The organism is Streptomyces sp. NPDC051578 (assembly GCF_044454045.1).
GTDB lineage: Bacteria > Actinomycetota > Actinomycetes > Streptomycetales > Streptomycetaceae > Streptomyces.
In genome coordinates this window covers 229,380-254,425 of the sequence record NZ_JBITDH010000008.1, presented here as the reverse complement: position 1 = coordinate 254,425, position 25,046 = coordinate 229,380, and the positions used below count along the sequence as shown (strand labels likewise).

At 73.0% G+C, this 25,046-nt stretch carries 22 protein-coding genes; 17 read left to right on the top strand and 5 right to left on the bottom strand.

The features are described 5' to 3' along the window. Positions 1 to 30: 30 nt before the first annotated feature. The 3 genes from meaB to ACIA6C_RS27590 are packed head-to-tail and all read right to left on the bottom strand — an operon-like array spanning position 31 to position 5,075. Positions 31 to 1,017 (bottom strand): methylmalonyl Co-A mutase-associated GTPase MeaB, encoded by a 987-nt coding sequence (meaB, locus tag ACIA6C_RS27600; protein WP_361131559.1) that lies wholly within the window; start codon positions 1,015 to 1,017, stop codon positions 31 to 33. 9 nt (positions 1,018 to 1,026) lie between these two features. Next, positions 1,027 to 3,219, bottom strand: coding sequence for a methylmalonyl-CoA mutase (scpA, locus tag ACIA6C_RS27595; protein WP_399279790.1), 2,193 nt, complete (start codon positions 3,217 to 3,219; stop codon positions 1,027 to 1,029). Then, positions 3,216 to 5,075, bottom strand: coding sequence for a methylmalonyl-CoA mutase family protein (locus ACIA6C_RS27590; protein WP_399279788.1), 1,860 nt, complete (start codon positions 5,073 to 5,075; stop codon positions 3,216 to 3,218). Before ACIA6C_RS27590 ends, scpA begins: the two co-directional genes overlap by 4 nt. Before the next feature lie 731 nt (positions 5,076 to 5,806). On the opposite strand from ACIA6C_RS27590, the gene ACIA6C_RS27585 reads away from it, so the two are divergent. The 6 genes from ACIA6C_RS27585 (at position 5,807) to ACIA6C_RS27560 (ending at position 11,821) form a co-directional block, all read left to right on the top strand. Then, positions 5,807 to 6,760: a TauD/TfdA dioxygenase family protein gene (locus tag ACIA6C_RS27585; RefSeq protein ID WP_399279784.1), complete on the top strand. Its 954-nt coding sequence runs from the start codon at positions 5,807 to 5,809 to the stop codon at positions 6,758 to 6,760. 37 nt (positions 6,761 to 6,797) lie between these two features. After that, positions 6,798 to 7,370, top strand: a complete 573-nt coding sequence (gene ssuE, locus ACIA6C_RS27580; RefSeq protein ID WP_399279782.1) for an NADPH-dependent FMN reductase — start codon at positions 6,798 to 6,800, stop codon at positions 7,368 to 7,370. A gap of 86 nt (positions 7,371 to 7,456) precedes the next feature. Next, on the top strand, positions 7,457 to 8,497 hold the full coding sequence (locus tag ACIA6C_RS27575; RefSeq protein ID WP_399279780.1) for an ABC transporter substrate-binding protein: 1,041 nt from the start codon (positions 7,457 to 7,459) through the stop codon (positions 8,495 to 8,497). Positions 8,498 to 8,505: 8 nt separating this feature from the next. Beyond that, positions 8,506 to 9,336 (top strand): ABC transporter ATP-binding protein, encoded by an 831-nt coding sequence (locus ACIA6C_RS27570; RefSeq protein ID WP_399279778.1) that lies wholly within the window; start codon positions 8,506 to 8,508, stop codon positions 9,334 to 9,336. Further along, positions 9,333 to 10,352, top strand: coding sequence for an ABC transporter permease (locus tag ACIA6C_RS27565; RefSeq protein WP_399279776.1), 1,020 nt, complete (start codon positions 9,333 to 9,335; stop codon positions 10,350 to 10,352). The genes ACIA6C_RS27570 and ACIA6C_RS27565 overlap by 4 nt, the downstream gene beginning before the upstream one ends. 137 nt (positions 10,353 to 10,489) lie before the next feature. Then, entirely contained in the window at positions 10,490 to 11,821 is a 1,332-nt protein-coding gene (locus ACIA6C_RS27560) for an LLM class flavin-dependent oxidoreductase (RefSeq protein ID WP_399279774.1), read from the top strand. Positions 11,822 to 11,976: 155 nt separating this feature from the next. On the opposite strand, the gene ACIA6C_RS27555 is transcribed toward ACIA6C_RS27560, so the two are convergent. Continuing rightward, entirely contained in the window at positions 11,977 to 12,894 is a 918-nt protein-coding gene (locus tag ACIA6C_RS27555) for an NADP-dependent oxidoreductase (RefSeq protein WP_399279772.1), read from the bottom strand. Between the two features lie 221 nt (positions 12,895 to 13,115). Here ACIA6C_RS27555 and ACIA6C_RS27550 point away from each other — a divergent pair, with 221 nt between their 5' ends. The 4 genes from ACIA6C_RS27550 to ACIA6C_RS27535 all read left to right on the top strand — a co-directional run bounded on the left by ACIA6C_RS27550 (position 13,116) and on the right by ACIA6C_RS27535 (position 15,929). Beyond that, positions 13,116 to 13,514, top strand: coding sequence for a cell division protein SepF (locus tag ACIA6C_RS27550; RefSeq protein WP_361131589.1), 399 nt, complete (start codon positions 13,116 to 13,118; stop codon positions 13,512 to 13,514). Between the two features lie 67 nt (positions 13,515 to 13,581). Continuing rightward, positions 13,582 to 14,853, top strand: a complete 1,272-nt coding sequence (locus ACIA6C_RS27545; RefSeq protein ID WP_399279770.1) for an ATP-binding protein — start codon at positions 13,582 to 13,584, stop codon at positions 14,851 to 14,853. Then, entirely contained in the window at positions 14,850 to 15,317 is a 468-nt protein-coding gene (locus ACIA6C_RS27540; protein WP_399279768.1) for a nucleotide pyrophosphohydrolase, read from the top strand. The genes ACIA6C_RS27545 and ACIA6C_RS27540 overlap by 4 nt, the downstream gene beginning before the upstream one ends. 123 nt (positions 15,318 to 15,440) lie before the next feature. Then, complete coding sequence (locus tag ACIA6C_RS27535; protein WP_366079702.1) at positions 15,441 to 15,929, top strand: DUF6099 family protein; 489 nt, start codon at positions 15,441 to 15,443, stop codon at positions 15,927 to 15,929. Positions 15,930 to 16,015: 86 nt separating this feature from the next. Here ACIA6C_RS27535 and ACIA6C_RS27530 read toward each other — a convergent pair whose 3' ends face one another. Continuing rightward, a complete protein-coding gene (locus tag ACIA6C_RS27530; RefSeq protein ID WP_399279840.1) occupies positions 16,016 to 16,519 on the bottom strand; it encodes a hypothetical protein in 504 nt (167 codons plus the stop codon). A 208-nt stretch (positions 16,520 to 16,727) separates the two neighbouring features. On the opposite strand from ACIA6C_RS27530, the gene ACIA6C_RS27525 reads away from it, so the two are divergent. From ACIA6C_RS27525 to ACIA6C_RS27495, 7 genes are all read left to right on the top strand, one after another. Beyond that, positions 16,728 to 17,651 (top strand): LLM class F420-dependent oxidoreductase, encoded by a 924-nt coding sequence (locus ACIA6C_RS27525; protein ID WP_399279766.1) that lies wholly within the window; start codon positions 16,728 to 16,730, stop codon positions 17,649 to 17,651. A gap of 15 nt (positions 17,652 to 17,666) precedes the next feature. Beyond that, positions 17,667 to 18,551, top strand: coding sequence for a homocysteine S-methyltransferase (gene mmuM / locus ACIA6C_RS27520; RefSeq protein ID WP_399279765.1), 885 nt, complete (start codon positions 17,667 to 17,669; stop codon positions 18,549 to 18,551). A 259-nt stretch (positions 18,552 to 18,810) separates the two neighbouring features. Next, positions 18,811 to 19,308 carry a hypothetical protein gene (locus tag ACIA6C_RS27515; RefSeq protein ID WP_399279763.1) on the top strand — a complete coding sequence of 166 codons (498 nt, stop codon included), beginning with the start codon at positions 18,811 to 18,813 and terminating at the stop codon, positions 19,306 to 19,308. 67 nt (positions 19,309 to 19,375) lie between these two features. After that, on the top strand, positions 19,376 to 20,602 hold the full coding sequence (locus ACIA6C_RS27510) for an arginine deiminase (protein WP_361131608.1): 1,227 nt from the start codon (positions 19,376 to 19,378) through the stop codon (positions 20,600 to 20,602). A 156-nt stretch (positions 20,603 to 20,758) separates the two neighbouring features. Continuing rightward, positions 20,759 to 21,781, top strand: a complete 1,023-nt coding sequence (argF, locus tag ACIA6C_RS27505; protein ID WP_399279760.1) for an ornithine carbamoyltransferase — start codon at positions 20,759 to 20,761, stop codon at positions 21,779 to 21,781. Positions 21,782 to 21,881: 100 nt separating this feature from the next. Further along, entirely contained in the window at positions 21,882 to 22,709 is an 828-nt protein-coding gene (locus ACIA6C_RS27500) for an enoyl-CoA hydratase family protein (protein ID WP_366079709.1), read from the top strand. A 4-nt stretch (positions 22,710 to 22,713) separates the two neighbouring features. Next, positions 22,714 to 24,972, top strand: a complete 2,259-nt coding sequence (locus ACIA6C_RS27495) for a bifunctional salicylyl-CoA 5-hydroxylase/oxidoreductase (RefSeq protein ID WP_399279758.1) — start codon at positions 22,714 to 22,716, stop codon at positions 24,970 to 24,972. Positions 24,973 to 25,046: the final 74 nt, after the last annotated feature.

Below are 25,046 nucleotides of genomic sequence, written 5' to 3'. Positions count from 1 at the left end.
CTGCGGGGAAGGCCGGGCTGCCGCGCCCGGTCAGAGGCCGCCGAAGGCGCCCAGGATCCGGTCCGCCGCCAGCGTGGGCGTCACGGCGCCCTCCCGGACCGCCGCTTCGAGGCCGGGCGCGAGGGCCCGTACCGCCGGATCGGCGCGCAGCCGCTCCAACAGCTCCTCCCGGACCATGGACCACGTCCACTCGACCTGCTGCGCCGCCCGCTTGGCGGCGAGGCGGCCGCCCGCGTCCAGCAGCCGGCGGTGCTGTTCGAGCCGGTTCCAGACCTCGTCCAGGCCCGCCGACTCGCGGGCGCTGCACGTGAGGACCGGTGGGGTCCACGCCGCGTCGGCCGGGTGCATCAGCCGCAGCGCGCCCGACAGTTCGCGCGCCGCCGCCTTGGCGTCGCGCTCGTGGGGGCCGTCCGCCTTGTTGACCGCGAGGACGTCCGCCAGTTCCAGGACGCCCTTCTTGATGCCCTGCAACTGGTCGCCCGTACGGGCCAGCGACAGCAGCAGGAACGAGTCGACCATCCCCGCCACCGTCGTCTCCGACTGGCCGACGCCGACGGTCTCGACGAGGACCACGTCGTAGCCCGCCGCCTCCATCACGATCATCGACTCGCGCGTCGCCTTGGCGACCCCGCCCAGCGTCCCCGCCGACGGCGAGGGCCTCACGAAAGCCGCCGGGTCGACGGCGAGCCGCTCCATCCGGGTCTTGTCGCCCAGGATCGAGCCGCCCGTCCGCGTGGACGAGGGGTCCACGGCCAGGACCGCAACCCGGTGGCCCAGGCCCGTCAGCATCGTCCCGAACGCGTCGATGAACGTCGACTTGCCGACGCCCGGCACCCCGCTGATGCCGATCCGCCGGGCCCGCCCGGCGTGCGGCAGCAGCTCCGTCAACAGCGCCTGCGCCAACGCCCGGTGGGCGGGCAGGGTGGACTCGACGAGCGTGATGGCGCGCGCGATGAACGCGCGCTTCCCGTCGAGCACCCCCTTGGCGTAGGCCTCGATGTCGATCTTCGAGGGCATCGGCCGCGCCTACAGCTCGTAACCGAGATCCGCGGCCAGCCGCGTCACCAGGTCGTGCGCCGCGTCCGGGATCACCGTGCCCGGCGGGAAGACCGCCGTCGCACCCATCTCCAGCAGGGTCGGGACGTCCGCCGGCGGGATCACCCCGCCCACCACGATCATGATGTCCTCGCGGCCCTCCTCCGCCAACTGCTCGCGCAGCGCCGGTACCAGGGTCAGGTGACCGGCCGCCAGCGACGAGACGCCCACCACGTGGACGTCCGCCTCGACGGCCTGGCGGGCCACCTCCGCCGGGGTCTGGAACAGCGGGCCGACGTCCACGTCGAAGCCCAGGTCGGCGAAGGCCGTCGCGATCACCTTCTGGCCGCGGTCGTGCCCGTCCTGGCCCATCTTCGCCACCAGGATGCGCGGACGGCGGCCCTCGGCCTCCTCGAACCGGTCGACGAGCGCGCGCGTGCGCTCCACGGACGGGGACTCGCCTGCTTCGGTGCGGTACACACCCGAGATCGTACGGATCTGGCTCGCGTGCCGCCCGTACACCTTCTCCAGTGCGTCCGAGATCTCACCGACCGTCGCCTTGGCGCGCGCCGCGTCCACCGCCAGCGCGAGCAGGTTGCCCTCCCCGCTGCCGGCCGCGTTCGTCAGCGCCCGCAGCGTGTCCTGCGTACGCGCCTCGTTCCGCTCCTCGCGCAGCCGCCGCAGCTTCTCGATCTGCTGGCTGCGCACCGAGGAGTTGTCGACCTTGAGGACGTCGATCGCCTCGTCGTTCTCCACCCGGTACTTGTTCACGCCGATCACCGGCTGCCGGCCCGAGTCGATCCGCGCCTGCGTGCGCGCAGCGGCCTCCTCCACGCGCAGCTTCGGGATGCCCGCGTCGATGGCCTGCGCCATACCGCCGGCCGCCTCGACCTCCTGGATGTGCTGCCAGGCACGCCGGGCGAGGTCGTAGGTGAGCTTCTCGACGTAGGCGCTGCCGCCCCACGGGTCGATCGACCGGCAGGTCCCGGACTCCTGCTGGAGCAGCAGCTGGGTGTTGCGCGCGATCCGCGCCGAGAAGTCCGTGGGCAGGGCGAGTGCCTCGTCCAGGGCGTTGGTGTGCAGCGACTGCGTGTGCCCCTGGGTCGCGGCCATCGCCTCGACACAGGTGCGCGTGACGTTGTTGAAGACGTCCTGCGCGGTCAGCGACCAGCCCGAGGTCTGCGAATGGGTGCGCAGGGAAAGGGACTTGGCGTTCTTCGGGTCGAACTGCTTGACCAGGCGCGCCCACAGCAGACGCGCGGCACGCAGCTTCGCGACCTCCATGAAGAAGTTCATGCCGATCGCCCAGAAGAACGACAGGCGCGGCGCGAACGCGTCCACGTCCAGGCCCACCGCCTGCCCGGCGCGCAGGTACTCCACGCCGTCCGCCAGGGTGTACGCCAGCTCCAGGTCGGCCGTGGCCCCGGCTTCCTGGATGTGGTAGCCGGAGATCGAGATGGAGTTGTACCTCGGCATGTTCTGCGAGGTGAACGCGAAGATGTCCGAGATGATCCGCATCGAGGGCTTCGGCGGATAGATGTAGGTGTTGCGGACCATGAACTCTTTGAGGATGTCGTTCTGGATGGTCCCGGCGAGCTTGTCGGGGGAGACGCCCTGTTCCTCCGCCGCCACGATGTACAGCGCGAGGACCGGCAGCACCGCGCCGTTCATCGTCATCGACACCGTCATCTTGTCCAGCGGGATCCCGTCGAACAGCTGCCGCATGTCGTAGATCGAGTCGATCGCCACGCCCGCCATGCCGACGTCGCCCGTCACCCGCGGGTGGTCGCTGTCGTAGCCGCGGTGCGTGGGCAGGTCGAAGGCGATCGACAGGCCCTTCTGGCCGGCCGCGAGGTTGCGCCGGTAGAAGGCGTTCGACTCCTCCGCCGTGGAGAAGCCCGCGTACTGGCGGATCGTCCAGGGCTGGTTGACGTACATCGTCGGGTACGGGCCGCGCAGGTACGGGGCCACGCCCGGGTACGTCCGCAGGAAGTCCAGGCCCTCCAGGTCGGCCCCGGTGTACAGCGGCTTCACGCCGATGCCCTCGGGCGTCTCCCACAGCAGGTCCGCGGCCGCCGTGCCGGTGGACTCCTTGACGGCGGCCCGCCACTGCTCCTCGGAGCCGGCCGGCGTCGCCCCGGAGTCCAGCGGGAGTTCGGAGAAATCGGGGATCGCGGTGCTCAAGACGCCACCTTCATCCGGTCGAGTACGGAGGACAGTACGGCGACGGCGTCACAGCCGGCGAAGACGTACTCGTCCACTGCGTCCTGGGCGGTTCCGGGCTTCCCCGCGAGGAACACGGTCGTCGCGCCCGCCGAGCGCAGCGCCGCGGCCACCGCCGCGGCCTGCTCCTCGTAGAGGGCGTCGCTGGAACACAGCACCGCCATCCCGTCCGCGCCGCTCGCCGCGTAGGCCGCGGCCGCCGTTTCCGGGCTCACGGACACCGGGTCGTGGACCGGCTCGACACCGCCCGCCTGGAACAGGTTCGCGGCGAAGGTGGCGCGCGCGGTGTGCGCGGCCGCCGGGCCGAGCGCGGCGAGGAAGATCCTCGGTCGGGCGCCGCTCGCGGCCAGGTGCGCGTCGCTGCGTGCGCGCAGCGCCTCGTACGCCTCGTCGCGCCGCACGCGCGGCAGACCGCCCGTCGGCCCCGCGGGAGCGGGCTCGCGTACGACGGGCTTCTCCGACAGCAGCGGGAACTCGCTGACGCCGGTGATGGGTTCGCGGCGCTTGGCCAGCTTCTCGGACCGTTCGGCCCAGGTGGCGGCGAGCCGCTCGGCGACCAGACCGGAGCGCAGGGCGGCCGCCTGGCCGCCCGCCTTCTCGACGGTCTGGAAGAGGGCCCAGGCGGCGTGGGCGAGTTCGTCGGTGAGCTGCTCCACGTAGTACGAACCGCCGGCCGGGTCGATCACCCGGGACAGGTAGGACTCCTCCAGCAGGATGGTGGAGGTGTTGCGGGCGATACGGCGCGCGAACGCGTCCGGCAGGCCCAGCTCGTGGTCGAAGGGCAGCACGGTGACGGCGTCCGCTCCCGCCACGCCCGCCGCCATGCAGGCGACGGTGGTGCGCAGCATGTTCACCCACGGGTCGCGCCGGGTCATCATCACCGGCGAGGTCACCACGTGCTGGCGCTGCGTACCCGCCTCGGGCGCCCCGCAGGCCTCGGCGACGCGGGCCCACAGGCGGCGGGCGGCGCGCAGCTTGGCGATCGTCAGGAACTGGTCGGCGGTCGCGGCGTAGCGGAACTCCAGCTGCCCGAGGGCCGCGTCCTGGCCGAGACCGGCCTCGGTGAGGGCGCGCAGGTACGCCACGCCGGTGGCCAGCGACAGCCCCAGCTCCTCGGCGGCGCTGCCCCCGGCCTCGTGGTAGGGCAGGGCGTCCACGGTCAGGGTCCGTACGTGGGGCCAGGCGTCGGCCGTCCCGGCCGCGAGGGCGGCGGCTTCGGCGAGGTCCAGCCGTTCACCGGTACGGGCCTCGTGGCCCAGCGGGTCGGCGCCCAGGCAGGCGCGGGCGGCCTCGGGGGCCACCCCGCGTTCGGCGTACAGGGCCAACAAGGCGCGGGCGGCGTCGGCGTATTGGGCTCCGGCGTCGAGGGTGAGCGGGGCGAGGTCGAGGTAGACCCCCTCCAGGGCGCGGCCGAGGCCGGTGACGGGGAAGCCGCCTTCCCCGAGGGTGAGCCACAGGGAGGTGGTGCCGTTCTCCAGATCGGCGAGCGCGGCCTCGTTCACCCGCGCCGGGTCCGTTCCGGCGAGCCGCTGGCGCACGTCCCAGCCGGAGGCGGAGGTGCCTTCCGGCCGGCCGCCGCGTACGAAGGGGGCGAAGCCGGGAAAACCGGTGGCGTCCCCGCCGGGGCGTGCGGTGTACAGCGGGCGGGTGCGGAGCCCGTCCTCGAGCGTCGTGGACAGCGCGTCTTCAGCTGCCTCGCCGGTGACTTCCTTGCCCGACTTGCGCAGTACGCCCTCAACCAGGCGCTGCCACTGCTCATGTGTCGCGTCAGGAAACTCGGCGGCCAGGGAGAGCCCGTCGTCAGGCAGGACCGTCATGGCTCGAATGCTAGGGGGGCCGCTCAATCGAGACCATAACCACCGGATGTGATCTCGCACTCCCAGGTCAGACCCCCCGCCCCGCGCCGCGGTCCGGGTGGCCGGAACGGGGGTGGCCGGCGCCATGGGAGCGAGGGGGCTCCGCCCGGTGGTGTCGGCGCCGGGCCCCGCGGTGGGACGGGGGTCCGGGGCGCCGGCGTGGCGGGGGCGTTGCAGAGGCGTGAAATCAGGCCACCGTTTTCGGCCGCCCCGGCGGGATCCGTGTGTCCTGCGGTGGCGGTGAACACGCTGGTCAGCGGGGTGCGCGCGTTCGGGGCGCGGGCCTGTCCGGGGCCGCCCGGCGGGGGTTGACCGCCGGGCGGGCCGCTGCCACGCTCCGGGACATGTCCGCGAACGAGTTCCTCGCCCCGCGGCTCCACACCCCCGGCAGCTGTACCGCGCCGGGCGAGTGTCAGGGCCGCTGTCCGGCCCCCCGCCGCGTCTGAGCGCCGCCCCCGCAGGGTGCCCGCCCGACCCGTTCACCGCACCCCGCACGGTGTCCGCCCGGCCTGGGCGCGCACCCCGTCGGCCCGAAGGCCGCACCACCGCCGCACTCCGTCGGCCCGAGCGCCGTACCTCCGCCCGGCCCGAGCGCCGGTCCCGTCACCACCCCTGCCACGCACACCACCGCTGCCACGCACCGGCGCCTTGCCGCGCCGGTGGAGTCCCGCGCGCACCTCCAGGGAGCCCCCATGACCACCGCCACCACCCCCGTCACCGCTACGACCCCCGTCACCGTCACCAGGATCGGCGGGCGCATCGGCGCCCGCATCGACGGCGTCCGCCTCGGCGGCGACCTCGACGCCGCCACCGTCGCCGGCATCCGCGCCGCGCTCCTCGCCCACAAGGTCGTCTTCTTCAGCGACCAGGAGCACCTCGACGAGGCCGGACACGAAGCCTTCGCCCAACTGCTCGGCACGCCCGTCGCCCACCCCACCGTCCCCTCCGCCGACGGCCGTTACGCCCTCGGCATCGACTCCCACCACGGCGCCCGCGCCAACCAGTGGCACACCGACGTCACCTTCGTGCCCGCCTACCCCGCCTTCTCCATCCTGCGCGCCGTCACCGTCCCCCCGTACGGCGGCAACACCCTCTGGGCCAACACCGCCACCGCCTACGACCACCTCCCCGAGCCGCTCCGCGCCCTCGCCGACAGCCTGCGCGCCGTCCACTCCAACGAGTACGACTACGCGGCCCTGCGCCCCGACGCCCTCCCCGAGGCGCTCGCCCAGTACCGCGAGGTGTTCACCTCCACCACCTTCCTCACCGAGCACCCGGTCGTCCGCGTCCATCCCGAGACCGGCGAACGCACCCTGCTGCTCGGCAACTTCGTCCAGCGGATCAGCGGCCTCACCGGCCGGGACTCCCGACTCCTCCTCGACCTCTTCCAGGCGCACATCGAGAGCCCCGAGAACACCGTCCGGCACCAGTGGCGGGCCGGCGACGTGGCGATCTGGGACAACCGCGCCACCCAGCACTACGGCGTCGACGACTCCGACGACCACGAGCGCACCCTGCGCCGCGTCACCGTCGACGGCGAGGTCCCGGTCGGCCCGGACGGGGTCCCGTCCCGCCTGATCAGCCCGGAGACCGTGCCCGACCCCGCCTTCGGGATCCCCTCCGGCGCCTCCACGGCGACCAACTGACCTCCCGCCCACCGACCCGCCGCACCTGGAGAGCCCCGTGCCCCGACTGCTCGCCCTCACCGGCAGCCCCTCCGTCCACTCCCGCACCGCCGTCGTAGCCGACCACGTCCGGCGCAGACTCGCCCACGCGGGATTCGAGACCGCGCACCTCGCCCTGCGCGAGCTGCCCGCCGCCGACCTCCTCGCCGCCCGCCGCGGCGAGCCGGAGATCCGCCGTGCCCTGGAAGCCGTGGCCGAGGCGGACGGCCTGGTCATCGCGACGCCGGTCTACAAGGCCTCGTACACCGGTCTGCTCAAGGCCTTCCTCGACCTGCTCCCGCAGGACGGCCTCGCCGGCAAGACCGTCCTGCCGCTCGCCACCGGCGGCAGCCTCGCCCACGTCCTGACCATCGACTACGCCCTGCGCCCCGTCCTCGCCGCGCTCGGCGCCCGCCACGTCACCGCCGGCCGGTTCGTCCTGGACTCCTCCGTCGAGCGCGGCTCCGGCCCCGACCGGCTGCGGCCGGATGCGGAGCTGGACCTCTTCCAGGCGGTCGACGAGTTCGCCGAGGCCCTGCGCGCCGGAGACCCCGCCGCCCTGACCCCTGCCGCCCTGACCCCCGCCCCGTAACCCTCCACGGATCCCGCAACCCTCCACAGACCTGCACCCCCTCCACAGATCCCGCGATCCTTCACAGCCCGCGACAAGGACCAGCCATGCCCGCAGCCTTCACCCCGACCCCCACCTCCCGGCGCCAGTTCCTGACCCTGCTCGGCATCTCGGCGGCCGCGGTGAGCTGCGGCACGGCCACCGCCACCGGCGGCTCCGGCGGCCAGGGCAAGCAGGTCGCCACCCTGAAGTACCAGGGCGCCGTCGGCGCAGTCACCCTCCCCGAGCTGGCCGCCGACCTCGGCTACCTCGGCGGACTCAGCCTCGAATGGGTCGGCAACACCATCAGCGGCCCCCAGGACATCCAGTCCGCCGCCACCGGCCAGACCCACTTCGGCGGAGCCTTCAACGGCGCGATCGTCAAGCTGGCCGCCAGCAAGGCCCAGATCCAGGCCGTCGTGTCCTACTACGGCTCCGACAAGGACACGTACCTCGGCTACTACGTCCTGGAGGACAGCCCGATCCGCTCCGCCCGCGACCTGATCGGCAAGAAGGTCGGCATGAACACCCTGGGCGCCCACGCCCAGGCCCTCCTCGACATCTACCTGGAGCGCAACGGCCTCTCCAAGGCGGACGGGGACAAGGTCGAATCCCTCGTCGTCCCGCCCGTCAACACGGAACAGGCCCTCAGGCAGAAGCAGATCGAGGTCGGTGTGCTCAGCGGCGTCCTGCGCGACAAGGCGCTGGCGACCGGCGGAATACGCCCGCTGTTCAAGGACTTCGAGCTGCTCGGCGCGTTCAGCGCCGGCTCGTACGTGATGACGCGGCGCTTCATCAAGGAGAACCCCGACACCGTACGGACCTTCACCACCGGGGTCGCCAAGGCCATCGAGTGGTCCCGCACCACCCCGCGCGAGGAGGTCATCGCCCGGATGACGGAGATCATCAAGAAGCGCGGCCGGAACGAGGACACCTCGACCCTCCAGTACTGGCGCTCGTACGGGGTCGCCGAGACCGGGGGCCGTATCGCCGACAAGGAGTTCCAGCTCTGGCTGGACTGGCTCGGCGGCCGGGGCGAGATCAAGAAGGGCCAATTGAAGCCGGGCGATCTCTACACCAATGAGTTCAACGCGCTGGGGAAGGGCTGACGGCCGCCATGGCGAAGATCGTGTTCGACTCGGTGACGAAGACCTTCCCGACCAAGCACAAGAAGGACGGCAGGAGGAAGGGGGAGTTCACCGCACTCGACGGCATCGACCTGCAGATCGAGGCGGGCGAGTTCCTCGTGGTCGTCGGCCCCAGCGGCTGCGGCAAATCCACCCTCCTGGACCTCCTCGGCGGCCTCACCCGGCCCACCTCCGGCCGGATCCTGCTGGACGGCGAGCCCGTCACCGGTCCCGGCCTCGACCGGGGCATCGTCTTCCAGCAGTACGCGCTGCTGCCCTGGCGGACCGCACTCGGCAACATCGAATTCGGCCTGGAGGCGCGGGGCGTCCCGCGTCGTGAACGAAGGGACCGAGCACGGGAGTTCCTGGACCTCGTCGGCCTGACCGGCTTCGAGGACCGGCATCCGCACGAGCTGTCCGGAGGCATGCGCCAGCGCGTCGCGATCGCCCGCTCGCTCGCCTACGACCCGGACGTGCTGCTGATGGACGAGCCGTTCGCCGCCCTCGACGCCCAGACCCGCGAATCGCTCCAGGACGAGCTGCGGCGCATCTGGCAGCGCACCGGCAAGACGGTCGTGTTCATCACGCACGGCATCGAAGAGGCGGTGTACCTGGGCCGGCGCGTCGCAGTGATCACCTCGCGCCCCGGGCGCGTCAAGGCGGTCGTCCCCGTGTCGTTCGGTGACCGCGGCGCCGGGGCGACGGGCGAGGACCTGCGCTCCAGCCGGGAGTTCGCCCGCTACCGGCACGAGATCTGGACGCTGCTGCACGACGAAGTGGCCCGCGCACAGGAACTGGAGAAGGAGGAGGCCACCGTATGAGCACGGGAACCGACACCACGGCCCTCGTCACCCCGAAGACGGCCGACACCGCTCCCGGGGCCGGCACGGCTCCCGCGGCGAGCGTCGCCCTCGCGGCCGGCACCGCCCCCGCGGCCGGCGTCGCACCGCCGGACTCCGCCGACGCCGTGCCCGCCGCCGCGACCGGGGCGGTACGGAGCCCCGCGCACCCGGCGCCGCCCGCCGCCCGGGCCCCGGGCCGCCAGGTGGGCCGCGCCGCCGCCGTCGGCGCCTCGGCGCTGCGCCGGCTGGGCTCGGCGCTGCTGCGCTCGGCGGCGATCATCGCCCTGCTCGCGGTCTGGGAGGCGGCGCCTCGTCTCGGCATGGTCGACGCGACCTTCCTGCCCCCGGTCAGCGACGTGGCCCGCGCCTGGTGGGAGCTGCTCGGCGACGGACAGCTCGCCGAACACACCCAGGCCAGCCTCGTCCGTTCGTTCGGCGGTTTCGCCATCGCCGTCGTGATCGCGGTCCCGCTCGGCCTGCTGATCGGCTGGTACCGGCCGGTGGCCGTCCTGCTCGGGCCGCTGCTGGAGGTGTTCCGCAACACGGCGGCCCTGGCGCTGCTGCCGGTCTTCGTCCTGCTCCTGGGCATCGGGGAGACGTCGAAGGTGTCGATCGTCGTCTACGCCTGCGTCTGGCCGATCCTGCTGAACACCATCAGCGCGGTGGGCAACGCCGATCCGACGCTGGTGAAACTGGCCCGCTCGATGGACCTGTCCACCCCGAGGCTGTTCCAGAAGGTCATCCTGCCCGCCTCGGTGCCGGCGATCTTCACGGGCATCCGGCTGGCCGGAGCGGTGTCGATCCTGGTCCTCGTCGCCGCCGAGATGATCGGCGCCAAGGCGGGGCTGGGCTATCTGATCAACGCCTCGCAGTTCAACTTCGCCATTCCCCAGATGTACGCGGGCATCGTGACGATCTCCGCGATCGGGGTGGCCTTCAACCAGCTCCTCGTCACGGTCGAACGCCGCCTCAGCCTGTGGCGCGTCCCGGCCTGACCGCGACGGGCCCACCGGGCCCGCCCGGCGGGCCCGCGCGGGGTGCCGTACGGCCGTACGAAGTCCCGGCGCGGCCCGCAGCCGCCCTCACCCCGTCCCACGCAGAAGCATCCCGTACCCACCCCGAGGACCAGACCATGACCGCACCCCGGACCCTCCACCTCAACGCCTTCCTGATGAACGCGGGCCACCACGACGCCGCCTGGCGCCATCCCGGCAGCAGCCCCGAGCGCGTCACCGACCTGCGCTACTTCCAGGAACTGGCCCGCACCGCCGAGCGCGGCCGGCTCGACTCCGTCTTCTTCGCCGACGGCCTCGCCCTGTGGGGCAAGGCCCGCTACAACGCCCTCGGCGGTTTCGAGCCGCTCACCCTGCTCTCCGCCATCGCCGCCGTCACCGAGCACATCGGCCTGATCGCCACCGTCTCGACCACCTTCAACGAGCCCTTCCACACCGCCCGCAAATTCGCGTCGCTCGACCACATCAGCAACGGCCGCGCCGGCTGGAACATCGTCACCTCCGGCACCGTCGACGAGGCCCGCAACTTCAACCGCGACGAGCACCTGGAGCACCGCCTGCGCTACGACCGCGCCCGCGAGTTCCTGGAGGTGGCCACCAAGCTCTGGGACAGCTGGGAGGACGACGCGATCGTCCTCGACAAGGAGCGCGGCGTCTACGCCGACACCGACAAGCTGCACCCCGCCGCCCACCGAGGCGAGTACTTCGGCGTCGCCGGGCCGCTCAACGTGCCGCGTTCCCCCCAGGGCCACCCGCTCCTGGTGCAGGCGGGCTCCTCCGAGGACGGCAAGGAGTTCGCCGCGCAGTACGCCGAGGCCGTGTTCACCGCGCAGCAGACCCTCGCCGACGGCCAGACGTTCTACAAGGACCTCAAGTCCCGTCTCGCCAAGTACGGCCGCGCCGAGGGCGACCTGCTGGTCCTGCCCGGCATCGCACCCGTCATCGGTTCCACCGAGGCCGAGGCCAAGGCCCTGGAGCAGGAGCTGACCGACCTCCAAGTGCCCGAGTACGGTCTCGCGCAGCTCTCCGGAATGCTGGGTACCGACCTCACCGGCCTTCCCCTCGACGGCCCGCTGCCCGAACTCCCCGAGGAACGCGACATCAACGGCAACAAGAGCCGGTTCACCCTCGTCGCCGAACTCGCCCGGCGCGACGGACTCACCTTGCGCGAGCTGATCGCCCGCCTGGGCGCCGGCCGCGGCCACCGGGTCTTCGCCGGTACCCCGGAGCAGGTCGCCGACCAGCTGGAGGAGTGGTTCACGCGGGGCGCCGCCGACGGCTTCAACATCATGGCGCCCGTACTGCCCACCGGCCTGACCGACTTCGTGGACCACGTGGTGCCGATCCTCCAGCGCCGCGGCCTGTTCCGCACGGAGTACACCGGCCGCACCCTGCGCGAGAACTACGGCCTGCCCCGTCCGGCGAACCGCTACGCCGGGGCACCAGCCTGAGCGACCCGTCCCGGGCCCACGCGCCTGAGCGACCTGTCCCGGGCCCACGCGCCTGAGCGACCCGCCCGGGCCACCCGCCGGAGCGGACCCGCCCCGGTCCCACACCGCCGGAGAGGACGGCTCCGGCGGTGTGGGCCCGGGGCCGTCCCCTGCCCTCAGACGGTGAGGACGATCTTGCCCCGGATCCTTCCGGTGGCGCTGAGCTCCCACGCCCTGGCCGCCTCGTCGAGCGGCAGGGCGTGCGCCACGTTCACCGTCAGCTTCCCGGCGTCGGCCAGATCGGCCAGGAACGCCAGGTCGGTGCTGTCGGGCCGGGCCCATGGCCGGTGCGCTCCCTTGGCGGCGCCGTCCGGGTCGACCAGGGAGGCCACCCGGTCGCGCTTCTTGACCAGCGACTGGAGCAGCTCGATCCCGTCCCCGTAGAAGTCGAGGCCCGCGTCGATGCCCTCGGGTGCCAGCTCCCGGATGCGCTCCGCGAGCCCCTCCCCGTAGAGCACGGGCTCCGCGCCGAGCGAGCGCAGGTAGTCGTGGTTGTGCGCTCCGGCCGTGCCGATGACGCGCAGGCCGAGGGCCACCGCGATCTGTACGCCGAAGGATCCGGTGCCGCCCGCCGCGGAGTGGATGACGACGGTCTCGCCCGCGGTGGCTCCGACGCGGGTCAGCGACTGGTAGGCGCTGAGACCGGCCAGCGGGAGGCCCGCCGCCTCCTCGAAGCCCAGGTTGCGGGGCTTGTGGGCGATGGTGCGGACCGGGGCCGAGACCAGCTCCGCGTAGGTGCCGAGCTCCACCCACTCCTTGCGGACGTACCCGTACACCTCGTCTCCGACGGCGTAGTCGAAGGTGTCGTCGCCGACCGCCTCGACCACGCCGGCGACGTCCCAGCCGGGTACGACGGGGAAGCGCACTTCGAGCGTCGAGTCGAGGAAGCCGGCGGCCAGCTTCCAGTCCACCGGGTTGACGCCGGCCGCCTTGACCCGGACGAGGACCTCGCCGGGGCCGACACGGGGGTGCGGTACGTCAACGAGGGAGAGGGCCGGGGGAGTTCCGTACGCGTTGTATGTGATTGCCTTCATGTACCTCCCAACGGACCGGGGCGGAGTCTATTTCCGGCGGCGCCACATCGGTCTGTTTCCGGTCTGTTTTCGGCTGGATCCCGGCGTTCCGGATGCGCTCGCGAACCTGGGGGTGGCCACGGGCCGGCCGGTCCCACGCGCGTCGTGTCGCTGTTGGGCTGAACGGGTGAAACACGAGAGGATGGCGGGATGCACATGAAGCGCGCGGCCGAGGCGGTCCGGTGAGCAGGTACGACGTCACGGACGAACAGTGGGAGGGACTCGCGCAGGTGGTCCCCCTGCGCAGTCGCAACGAGTGGCCTTCCCGGGTGGACCACCGCACGATCCCGGCACAGTCGGGGACTTCGGCGGCCGAGCAGCAGCGGCGCTTCGTGGTGATCCGGGTCCAGATCTTCGCGGACGCCCGTGAGGTGGCGGAGTACCTGATCGCGCAGATCCCGGTGCTGCTGGACCTGACGGGGGCGGACACCGAAGTGGCCAAGCGCATCCTCGACTTCAGCAGCGGCGTGGTCTTCGGACTGGGCAGCGGGATGCACCGGGTGGACCGCAACGTGTTCCTGCTGGCGCCGGTCGGCACCGAGGTGGAGGGCATCGCGGCCGCGGCCGTCCCCCGATCGTAGGAAGGTCCCGCCGAGGGAACGGTTCACCGTGGCGGCCGGGGCCGTGGTGGCCCGTACTGTCCGGCGCATGGACGCCACCTTGGACACCGCGCCGGACACCTGGTCGGACACGGCACACGACACGCAGCCGCCCGCGGCGCATTCCGCCGGGCCGGACGCGGGGCCCGGCCCCGGGCCGCAGGCGGGGCCCGACGCAGGGGACGGGGGCCGGCCGGGGTATCAGCGGCCCTCCGTGACCGAGTTACGGCTGGATGCCTTCGGGGTGCACCGTTCGGCCGTGTTCCGGCTGGAGCCGGTGACGCTGTTCACCGGGCCCAGCGGAAGCGGCAAGTCGCACGTCCTGGCCGCCTACGAGGCCCTGTCCAAGCTCGCGTCCGGCGCCACCCTGGCCGAGGCGTTCCCCGACCCCCGCGCCCGGGTGCCCGAGCGCGCGCTGCCCGACGCGGAACACCGGCGCGGCTTCCGGATCGGCTGCACCGTCGACGGGCCCGTCGGGCCGGTCCGGCTCGACCTCGCCGTCCAGGCCGAGCCCGCCCTCCGCCTGGTCGGCGAACGGCTGACCCTGAACGGGGAGATCCTGCTCACCACCGCCCTGCGCGACCCCGGCCGGCGCTCCGTCCAGGCGGCCTGGCTCACGGGCGGAGCCACCGGCATGATCCGCGCCCCGCTCCCGGACGACCGGCTCGGCACCGCCCTACTCCCGCTGCGCGTCGCCGGGGCCACCGCCGGGCAACGGCGCGTACTGGCCGCCGCCGAGCAGGTGGTGGTCGCGCTGCGCTCGGTGTTCCCGTGCGAGCCCCGCCCGCACCGGATGCGGGCGTCCGTCCGGCCGGGAGCCGGGCGGCTGCGGGTCGACTGCGCGAACCTGGCCGACGTACTGCGCCGGACCCGCCACGAATGCGGCACCCGCCACGCGCTGCTCACCGAAGCCGCCCGCACCGGCTGTGCGGGACCGGTGGCCGGGCTCGACGTACGGCAGCACCCTGACGGCTGCGTCACCGCGCTGCTGGACCGCGGCCCCGCCGCGCCCGCCACGGAGCTCGGCCGCCTCGGAGCGGGTGAGCTCAGCTTCCTCGCCCTGGCGCTGGTCCTGCTGACGGGACCCGGCGTGCTGGCCGTCGACCCGGCCGCCGAACTGCTCTCCGCGCAGCAGGCGCTCACCGTGCTCGCGGACGGCTTCGACCACGGACTGGACCGCCGCCAGCGCGCCGAGCTGCTGCGCCTGGCCCTGCTGTCCTGCGCGCGCGGCCACATCCGGCTGGTCGGGGCGATCGGCGAGGAGACGGCGGGAACCGCGCGCACCCTCCCGGGCGTCTCGGTGGTAGACCTGGGCCCATGAGCGACACGCACGACGCGCACGACCCGCACGGCACCCGGGACACGCAGGACCCACAAGGCACGCAGGGCACGCAGGACACGCACAAGACGCAGGACGACGGAGGCGGGAAGGCGGACGAACGGCTCTACCGGCTGCAGCGACGGCTGGCCGACTTCGCGGCCGCCCGTGACTGGGCCGAATACCACACCCCGAAGAACCTGGCCGTGGCGCTGAGCGTGGAGGCCTCCGAACTGGTCGAGATCTTCCAGTGGCTGACGCCGGAACAGTCGGCGAAGGTCATGGAGCGGCCCGAGAGCGCGCACCGGGTCGCCGATGAGGTCGCCGACGTGCTGGCGTACTTGCTGCAGTTCTGCGAGGTCCTGGGGGTGGACGTGCTGGACGCGCTCGCCGCGAAGATCGAGAGGAACGAACTCCGCTTCCCCTCGAAGGGTGGTTCCGGCCCGAATCGTCACTCTTCGGAGTGACGGCGTCATCCACAACCATCTTTGTGTCCACAGATTTCCGAATACCCCTGGCTTTACTGGCCCATTGCCCTCACTCTGGGTAGTGAGGGAACGGCGGAATGTCGTGCGGACGGGGGACGGCATATGGATGCGGTACGGCTCATCGCGGCCGGCCGGCACGCGCTGGCACAGAGCGGGGCGGCGTGGGACATCGTGGGCGAGGCCTGGCAGGCGCAGGCGCTGACGCAGGGGATAGGCAGCTGGCTGGCGGTCAGCGGGCCGCCGGAGCTGCGAGCGGAGGCACGGGGACTGGGTGAGGCGGGAGGCAGGGGCTGCGGGCTGCTCGACAGAGCCGCAGCCGTGGGCGGCGAGGGCAGCGTGCCCGACTATCCGCCGAGAGCGGCGCAGCTGACGGAAGTGGCGGATCCGAGACAGGCGTTGCTGGGACTGCAGGCGCTGCTCGGCGAGGTCGGCATAGCCCTCGTCGGGGTGGCCTGCGGCACGGACGACGAGACGCTGTACTGGCAGTGCATAGAGTCGATCGACGCGGCTGACGAGTCGAGCGACCGGGTACGGGCCCTCCTGCGCCGCATCAGCGTGCGCGAGCGCGGCTCCGCCTCCGGCGTGACCTGACACGCCCGGCGCCGCCGCGCGGTCTCACCCGGGCCGGGGGCGGGCCGGCAGGGCACGTCGGGCCGGCGCCGGCCCGGCGGTACCGGTCAGGCGGACCGGTGCGAGGGGCCGTCGCCGCCCGCGGTGGTGCTGCCGTGCGTCGCGGTGTCGTGCCTCGTGTCGCCCTGGGCCGTGCCGCCTTGGGCCGTGCCGCCTTGGGCCGTGTCGCTCTGCGCCGTGCCGCTCTGCGCCGTGTCGCCTTGGGCCGTGCCGCCTTGGGCCGTGTCGCTCTGCGCCGTGTCGCCTTGGGTCGTCTCGCCCTGGGCCGTGTCGCCCTGAGCGGGTGGAGTGGTCGGGGGCGTGCGGTCCGTGGAGGACTGGAGGTCGGCGTCGAGCTGCAACAGGTCCGCGTTCAGCGCTGCCATCAGCTCCTCCATCTGCTGGAGCAGCCCCTTGGGCGCGCCGCCTGCCCGGGCGGGCGCGGCGGAATCCTGCCGGTCCTCGACACCTGCCGGGACGGGGGCCTCGTCATGCGCCGCCTGGCCGAGGTGTCCGGCCCGGCCGGTCTGCGGGTTCTGTCGGCGGGTCTGCGGCACGGCCTCGTGGGACATGGCGGCCTCCTCGGCCCTGGGCCCTTCCGCAGGGGAAGGGGAGGTGGACGGACGCGCCGACGGGGAGCCGCCGGCACACGGGCCGGGCGGTCCGGCTCCGTCCGAGCCAACGATCACCTTCCGGGCGGGTCACTGGCGCGGCGCGCCGTGCGCCGTCCGGTTGACGGAGATTCACCCGGCAGGGATGGGCCCGAGGCAGGATAGGAGCATGGATCTTCGCATTTTCACCGAGCCGCAGCAGGGCGCCGCCTACGACACCCTCCTCCGGGTCGCCCGGGCCACCGAGGAGCTCGGTTTCGACGCCTTCTTCCGGTCGGACCACTACGTGAGCATGGGGTCCGCCGACGGCCTGCCCGGCCCCACCGACGCGTGGATCACGCTCGCCGGCCTGGCCCGTGAGACCAAGCGGATCCGACTCGGCACGCTGATGACGGCCGGCACCTTCCGGCTGCCCGGAGTGCTCGCCATCCAGGTGGCCCAGGTCGACCAGATGTCCGGCGGCCGCATCGAACTCGGCCTGGGAGCGGGGTGGTTCGAGGAGGAGCACAAGGCGTACGGAATCCCCTTCCCGGCGGACCGGATGGCCCGCCTGGAGGAGCAGCTCGCGATCGTCACGGGCCTGTGGGCCACCAAGCCCGGCGCCACCTTCGACTACCAGGGCGCCCACTACCGGTTGGAGAACTCCCCGGCGCTGCCCAAGCCCGCCCAGGCCAAGGTACCCGTTCTCATCGGCGGTCACGGAGCGAAGCGCACCCCGCGCCTCGCCGCCCGGTACGCCGACGAGTTCAACATGCCGTTCGCGTCGATCGCGGACAGCGAGCGGCAGTTCGGCCGGGTGCGGGAGGCCGCCCGGGAAGCGGGCCGGGGGCCCGGGGACCTCGTCTACTCCAACGCCCTCGTGGTGTGCGTCGGCAAGGACGACGCCGAGGTGGCCCGCCGGGCCGCCGCCATCGGCCGGGAGGTGGACGAGCTCAAGGCCAACGGCCTGGCCGGCTCCCCGGCCGAGGTCGTGGAGAAGATCGGCGCGTACGCCGCCATCGGCTCCTCCCGCCTCTACCTCCAGCTGCTCGACCTCCACGACCTCGACCACCTGGAGCTGATCTCCGCCCAGGTGCTGTCCCAGATCGGCTGAGGGAGGCCACGGCCCGTGCCCCGTGCAACCGGCCCGCTCGCCGGGGCCCTCGCCCGCAGGGTGGTGCTCCTGGACGGCGGCCTGAGCAACCAGCTCGCCGCTCAGGGCTGCGACCTGTCCGGCGGCCTCTGGACGGGCCGGGTGCTCGCCGAGCGGCCGGACCAGGTGGAGGCCGCCCACACCGCGTACGTGCGGGCGGGCGCCGAGGTGCTCATCACCGCGAGCTACCAGATCGGGTACCGGGCGCCGGAGGCCGGCGTACTGCTGCGCCGCAGCGTCGAGGTCGCCGACCGCGCGGCCCGGGCGGCGGACCACGAGGTCTGGGTGGCCGCCTCGGTGGGCCCGTACGGGGCGGTGCTCGCGGACGGCTCCGAGTACCGCGGCCGGTACGGGCTCACGGTCGCGGAGCTGGCCGCCTTCCACCGGCCCCGGATCGAGGCGCTGCTGGAGGCGGGGCCGGACGTGCTGGCCCTGGAGACCGTCCCCGACGCCACCGAGGCCGAGGCCCTGCTGGGCGTGCTCGCGGGGACGGGCACGCCCGCCTGGCTCAGCTACACCGTGGCCGGCGGCCGCACCCGGGCCGGCCAGCCCCTCGCCGAAGCCTTCGCCCTGGCGGCCGAAACCCCTGAGGTCATCGCGCTCGGCGTCAACTGCTGCGACCCCCAGGAGGTGGGGCCCGCCCTCGAAGCGGCCGCCTCCGTCACCGGCAAGCCGCTGCTGGCCTATCCGAACGACGGCTCGGTCTGGGACGCGGCCACCGGCCAGTGGCACTCCCCGCCCGCCCCGCCCCCCTGGGACCTCCCCGCCTGGCGCTCCACCGGCGCCCGCCTCCTCGGCGGCTGCTGCCGCATCGGCCCACCTGCCATCGAGACCCTTGCGGCCCGCATGCGCGCGCGGTAGCCAAGGGCGGGGCGCCGGGGTGGCCGCCACCGGCGGGGCCGACCCCCGCGCCGCACTCGCGGCCCGGTCGGGCTCACCGCTGGTGCGCCGGAATCGCCGCACCGCCGGCCGTGCGTAAAGCCGCCGCCCCCGTACGGCCGCTAATTAGGTCGTATGGGGGAACTTTCCCCGAGAACTCCGGGAAACCCACCGGCGGGATCGTTCATCCAGGGCAGCGGAATGTCCGCGACCCTGGAAGGACGGAACATCACCTATGAAGATGACCGCGCGCGGAAGCATTGCGGCGCTCCTGACCTGTATGGCCGCGGCCGGCGCGGCCACCCCGGCCGTGGCCGACGCGGTTCCCGTGGGTGTCCCGCTGGACGCCGTGAAGACCACGCTGGGCGTGGACGCCCCGCGCGTGGCCACCGGGGTGCCGGTGCCGATGGTCGGCGCGCCCGAGGCGCCGCGCATGCACACCGGCGAGCTGCTGCCGGCCCCGCTGCTCCCGGTGGTCCCCGTCACCATGGACCTCGGCCACACGCTCGTCGGCGCCCCGGTGCCGAACCTGGCGGGCCGCCCCGAGACGGACGGCGAGGGTTCCCTGGACGCCCCCGAGACGAAGGTGCACGCCTGGACCCCCGGCGCGATCGTCGGCGCCCCGCTGTCGATGCCGGACGGCAGCAACTTCGGGATCCCGAACGTCGTCACCCCCAAGCTGGGGCTGTCCGCGCCCGAGCTCGTGGGCACCCCGGCGGCGCTTCTCGGCCTGCGCTGAGCGCTCCGCGGACAGGGTCCGGCAGACGCCGGGTCAAAAAGCCGTCCGGTCTGGGAACGTGTAGGGCATGGGATTCCATGTCGACTCCGAGACCGGGCGGCTGCGCCGCGTCATCCTCCACCGGCCCGACCTGGAGCTGAAGCGGCTCACACCGAGCAACAAGGACGCCCTCCTCTTCGACGACGTGCTCTGGGTGCGCCGCGCCCGCCAAGAGCACGACGGGTTCGCGGACGTGCTGCGCGACCGGGGCGTCGAGGTCCACCTCTTCGGAGACCTGCTCCGCGAGGCCCTGGACATCCCGGAGGCGAGACACCTCGTCCTGGACCGGGTCTTCCACGAGAAGGAGTACGGCCCGCTCGCCACCGATCACCTGCGCCAGATCTTCGACGGCCTGACCTCCGACCGGCTGGCGCAGGCGCTGGTCGGCGGCATGACCAAGCGGGAGTTCCTGGAGCGGCACGTCGAGCCGGTGTCCGTCCGCTTCCACGCACTGGAGCTGGACGACTTCCTCCTCCAGCCGCTGCCCAACCACCTGTTCACCCGGGACACCTCCGCCTGGATCTACGACGGCGTCTCCATCAACGCCATGCGCTGGCCCGCCCGGCAGCGCGAGACCGTGCACTTCGAGGCGATCTACAAGCACCACCCGGTCTTCACCTCCTCCGGCGCCTTCCACTATTGGTCGCAGGGCCTGGCGGACTACCCGTCCACCATCGAGGGCGGTGACCTGCTGGTCATTGGCAACGGCGCCGTCCTGATCGGGATGAGCGAGCGGACGACGCCGCAGGCGGTGGAGATGCTGGCGCGCGGCCTGTTCGCCGCGGGGTCCGCGACGAGCATCGTGGCGCTGGACATGCCCAAGCGGCGGGCCTTCATGCACTTGGACACGGTGATGACGATGGTGGACGCGGATACGTTCACCCAGTACGCGGGTCTGGGCATGCTGCGCTCCTACACGATCGAGCCGGGCGCCGGGGCGAGCGAGCTGAAGGTGACCGACCATCCGCCGGAGCACATGCACCGGGCCATCGCCGCGGCCCTCGGCCTCGGCGGCATCAGGGTCCTCACCGCCACCCAGGACGTGCACTCGGCGGAACGCGAGCAGTGGGACGACGGCTGCAACGTGCTGGCGGTCGAGCCGGGCGTGGTCGTCGCGTACGAGCGGAACGTCACGACCAACACGCATCTGCGCAAGGAGGGCATCGAGGTGATCGAGATCCCCGGCAGCGAACTGGGGCGCGGCCGGGGCGGCCCGCGGTGCATGAGCTGCCCCGTGGAGAGGGACGCCACCTGACCCGAGGGCGCAAGGGCTCAAGCGGCCCGAGGACCCGACGGTATGAGGGGGCCCCGCCGGCCGTGAGGGGGCCAGGGGACCAGGGGGATGTATATCAATACGGAAGGTCGTATAGACTTCCAACCTCCCCTGTCAGCGTCATTTTGGAGCGTCCCCATGGCCACCGACCTCGCCGGCCGCAGTTTCCTCAAGGAGCTCGACTTCACAGCCGCCGAGTTCCGCGGTCTGATCGAGCTCGCCGCCGCCCTCAAGGCCGCCAAGAAGAACGGCACCGAGCAGCAGTACCTCAAGGGCCGCAACATCGCGCTGATCTTCGAGAAGACCTCCACGCGCACCCGCTGCGCCTTCGAGGTCGCCGCCGCCGACCAGGGCGCCCGCACCACCTACCTCGACCCCACCGGCTCCCAGATGGGCCACAAGGAGTCGGTCCGCGACACCGCCCGCGTCCTCGGCCGGATGTTCGACGGCATCGAGTACCGCGGCGACAGCCAGGGCACCGTCGAGGAACTGGCCGCGCACGCGGGCGTGCCCGTCTTCAACGGGCTCACCGACGACTGGCACCCCACCCAGATGCTGGCCGACGTGCTCACCATGACCGAGCACTCGGGCCGGCCGCTGGAGCGGATCGCCTTCGCCTACCTCGGCGACGCCCGCTTCAACATGGGCAACTCCTACCTGGTGACCGGCGCCCTGCTGGGCATGGACGTGCGGATCGTCGCGCCCGAGGCGTACTGGCCGGCCGAGTCGGTGGTGACGGCGGCCCGCGCCCTGGCCGAGGCGAGCGGCGCCCGGATCACCCTCACCGAGGAGATCGCCGAGGGCGTCGCCCAGGCCGACTTCGTCATCACCGACATCTGGGTGTCCATGGGCGAGCCCAAGGAGGTCTGGGACGAGCGGATCCGGCTGCTGTCCCCGTACGCGGTGACCATGGACGTGCTGCGGGCGACCGGCAACCCGGACGTGAAGTTCATGCACTGCCTGCCCGCCTTCCACGACCTCGGCACCCAGGTGGCCCGCGACATCCACGCCCGGCACGGCCTGGATTCCCTGGAGGTGACGGACGAGGTGTTCGAGTCGGCGCACTCCGTCGTCTTCGACGAGGCGGAGAACCGGCTGCACACCATCAAGGCCGTCCTCGTGGCGACCCTGGCGGCGCCGGGCGCGCAGCTGCCCGCATAGGCATACGCGGACCCTCCCGGGCCCGGCCCGCAGACGGCCTCCCGGGAGAGTCATCGCGTTTCTGTGACGGGAGTCACGACTCGGTGATACCGTCGGAACCGTGAGCCCCTTCATCGGTTCCACCCCAGCGACCGAACGGTGGCGCCACCTCCGGGTGACCCGGCAGGACGGCGTGGCCACCGTCACCCTCGACCGGCCCGAGAAGCTGAACGCGCTCACCTTCGGCGCCTACGCCGACCTGCGCGATCTGCTCGCCGAACTCTCCCGTGAGCGTTCCGTACGCGCCCTCGTCCTGGGCGGCGAGGGGCGCGGCTTCTGCTCCGGCGGGGACGTGGACGAGATCATCGGCGCCACCCTGGCCATGGACACCGCCCAGCTCCTCGACTTCAACCGGATGACCGGCCACGTCGTCCGCGCCGTACGCGAATGCCCCTTCCCCGTCATCGCCGCCGTCCACGGCGTCGCCGCCGGGGCCGGGGCCGTCCTCGCGCTCGCCGCCGACTTCCGGATCGCCGACCCCACCGCCCGCTTCGCCTTCCTCTTCACCCGCGTCGGCCTCTCCGGCGGCGACATGGGCGCCGCCTACCTGCTGCCCCGCGTCGTCGGCCTCGGGCACGCCACCCGGCTGCTGATGCTCGGAGAGCCCGTACGGGCGCCCGAGGCGGAGCGGATCGGCCTGCTCAGCGAGGTCACCGAGGAGGGCAAGGCCCACGTCCGGGCCGCCGAGCTGGCCGCGCACCTGGCCGCCGGACCCGCCCTCGCCTACGCCCAGACCAAGGCGCTGCTCACCGCCGAACTGGACATGCCGTTGGCCGCCTCGGTCGAACTCGACGCCAACACGCAGGCCCTGCTGATGCACGGCAAGGACTACGCCGAGTTCCACGCCGCCTTCACCGGGAAGCGGCCGCCGGAGTGGAAGGGCAGGTAGCGCCGTGCCCCTCGGAACGAGGCTGCGGGTGGCCGTGGTGGGCGGGGGGCCCGGCGGACTGTACTGCGCCGCTCTGCTGGCCAGGCAGGGCCACACGGTCGAGGTCCGCGAACGCAACGCCCCCGACGACACCTTCGGCTTCGGCGTGGTCCTCTCCGACGAGACGCTGGGCGGCATCGAGCGCGCCGACACCGTCGTGCACGCCGCCCTGAGCGCGGAGTTCACCCGCTGGGACGACGTGGCCGTGGTGCACCGGGGCCGGATGCTGACCTCCGGCGGCCACGGCTTCGCGGCCCTGGGGCGCCGGCGCCTGCTGGAGATCCTGCACGAGCGCTGCACGGACCTCGGGGTGGCGCTCCGCTTCCGCACCGGGGCACCGGACGCGCACGTGCTCGCGGCCTCGTACGACCTGGTGGTCGCGGCGGACGGGGTACACAGCGCGACCAGGGAGGGCGGCGCCGGGCACTTCCGGCCGACCGTGACGACCGGCCGCTGCCGCTACATCTGGCTCGCCGCCGACTTCGCCTTCGACTCCTTCCGCTTCGAGATCGCCGAGACCGAGCACGGGGTCATGCAGCTGCACGGGTACCCGTACGCGCCCGACGCCTCCACCGTGATCGTCGAGATGCGGGAGGAGGTGTGGCGGGCTGCGGGTCTCGACCTGTGCGACGAGGACGAATCGGCGGCCCGCTGCGCCAAGACCTTCGCCGAGGCCCTGCGGGGACGGCCGCTGCGCGGCAACAAGTCGGCCTGGACCCGGTTCCGTACCGTCGTCAACGAGCGGTGGTCCCACGGCAACGTGGCCCTGCTCGGGGACGCCGCGCACACCGCGCACTTCTCCATCGGCTCCGGCACCAAACTGGCCGTGGAGGACGCCCTCGCGCTCGCCGAGGCCGTGGCCGCGCGGCCCGACGACGTACCGGCCGCCCTGGACGCCTACGAGGCCGCCCGCCGGCCCGCGGTGGCCAGTACCCAGCGCGCGGCGGCCGCCAGCATGCGGTGGTTCGAGGACATCGCGGGATACGTCGACCAGCCCGCCCGGCAGTTCGCGTTCAACCTCCTCACCCGCAGCCGCCGGGTGACCCACGACAACCTGCGGATGCGCGACGCCCGCTTCACCCGGTCCGTGGAACGGGACTTCGGCTGCCCCGACGACGGGGGAACCCCGCCCATGTTCACCCCGTTCACCCTGCGCGGACTGACCCTGCGCAACCGGGTCGTGGTCTCACCGATGGACATGTACTCGGCGAAGGACGGGGTACCGGGCGACTTCCACCTGGTGCACCTCGGCGCCCGGGCCCTCGGCGGCGCCGGCCTCGTCATGACCGAGATGGTGTGCGTCAGCGCCGAAGGCCGGATCACCCCGGGCTGCGCGGGCCTCTACACGCAGGAGCAGGCGCAGGCCTGGAAGCGGATCGCGGACTTCGTCCACACCTCCGCGCCCGGGGCCGCGCTCGGCGTGCAGCTCGGGCACTCGGGCCGCAAGGGCTCGACCCGGGTGATGTGGGAGGGCATGGACGATCCCCTCCCCGAGGGGAACTGGCCCGTGGTGGCCGCCTCCCCGCTGCCGTACCGGCCCGGCGTCTCGGCCGTCCCGCGCGCCCTCGATACCGCCGGGATGGCCGCGGTCCGGGCGGACTTCGCCGCTGCCGCCGGCCGGGCCGCCGACGCCGGCTTCGACCTGCTCGAACTGCACTGCGCCCACGGCTACCTGCTGTCCGGGTTCCTCTCCCCGCTCACCAACCACCGCACCGACGCCTACGGCGGCTCCCTCGACAACCGGCTCCGCTTCCCACTGGAGGTCTTCGACGCGGTCCGGGAGGCCTGGCCGCAGGACCGCCCCATGACCGTCCGGCTCTCGGCCACCGACTGGGCCCCCGGCGGCACCACCCCCGAAGACGCCGAACGCATCGCCGCCGCCTTCGCCGCCCACGGCGCGGACGCCATCGACGTGTCCACGGGCCAGGTGGTGGCGGACGAGGCCCCCGAGTACGGGCGCTCCTACCAGACGCCGTACGCCGACCGGATCCGCAACGCCCTCGGCGTCCCGGTCATCGCGGTCGGCGCGATCTCCTCATGGGACGACGTGAACTCCCTGCTGCTGGCCGGGCGCGCCGACCTGTGCGCGGTGGGCCGTCCGCACCTCTACGACCCGCACTGGACCCTGCACGCCGCCGCCGACCAGTCCTACACCGGCCCGGCCGCGCCGTGGCCGGCCCCTTACCGGGCCGGCAGCCGCAAACCGCCGACCGGCCGCGGGTAGCAGCGGGCCAGCGGCTTGGACCTGACGGCCGCGGGTAGCAGCGGGCCGGCGGCTCGGACCTGACGGCCGCGGGG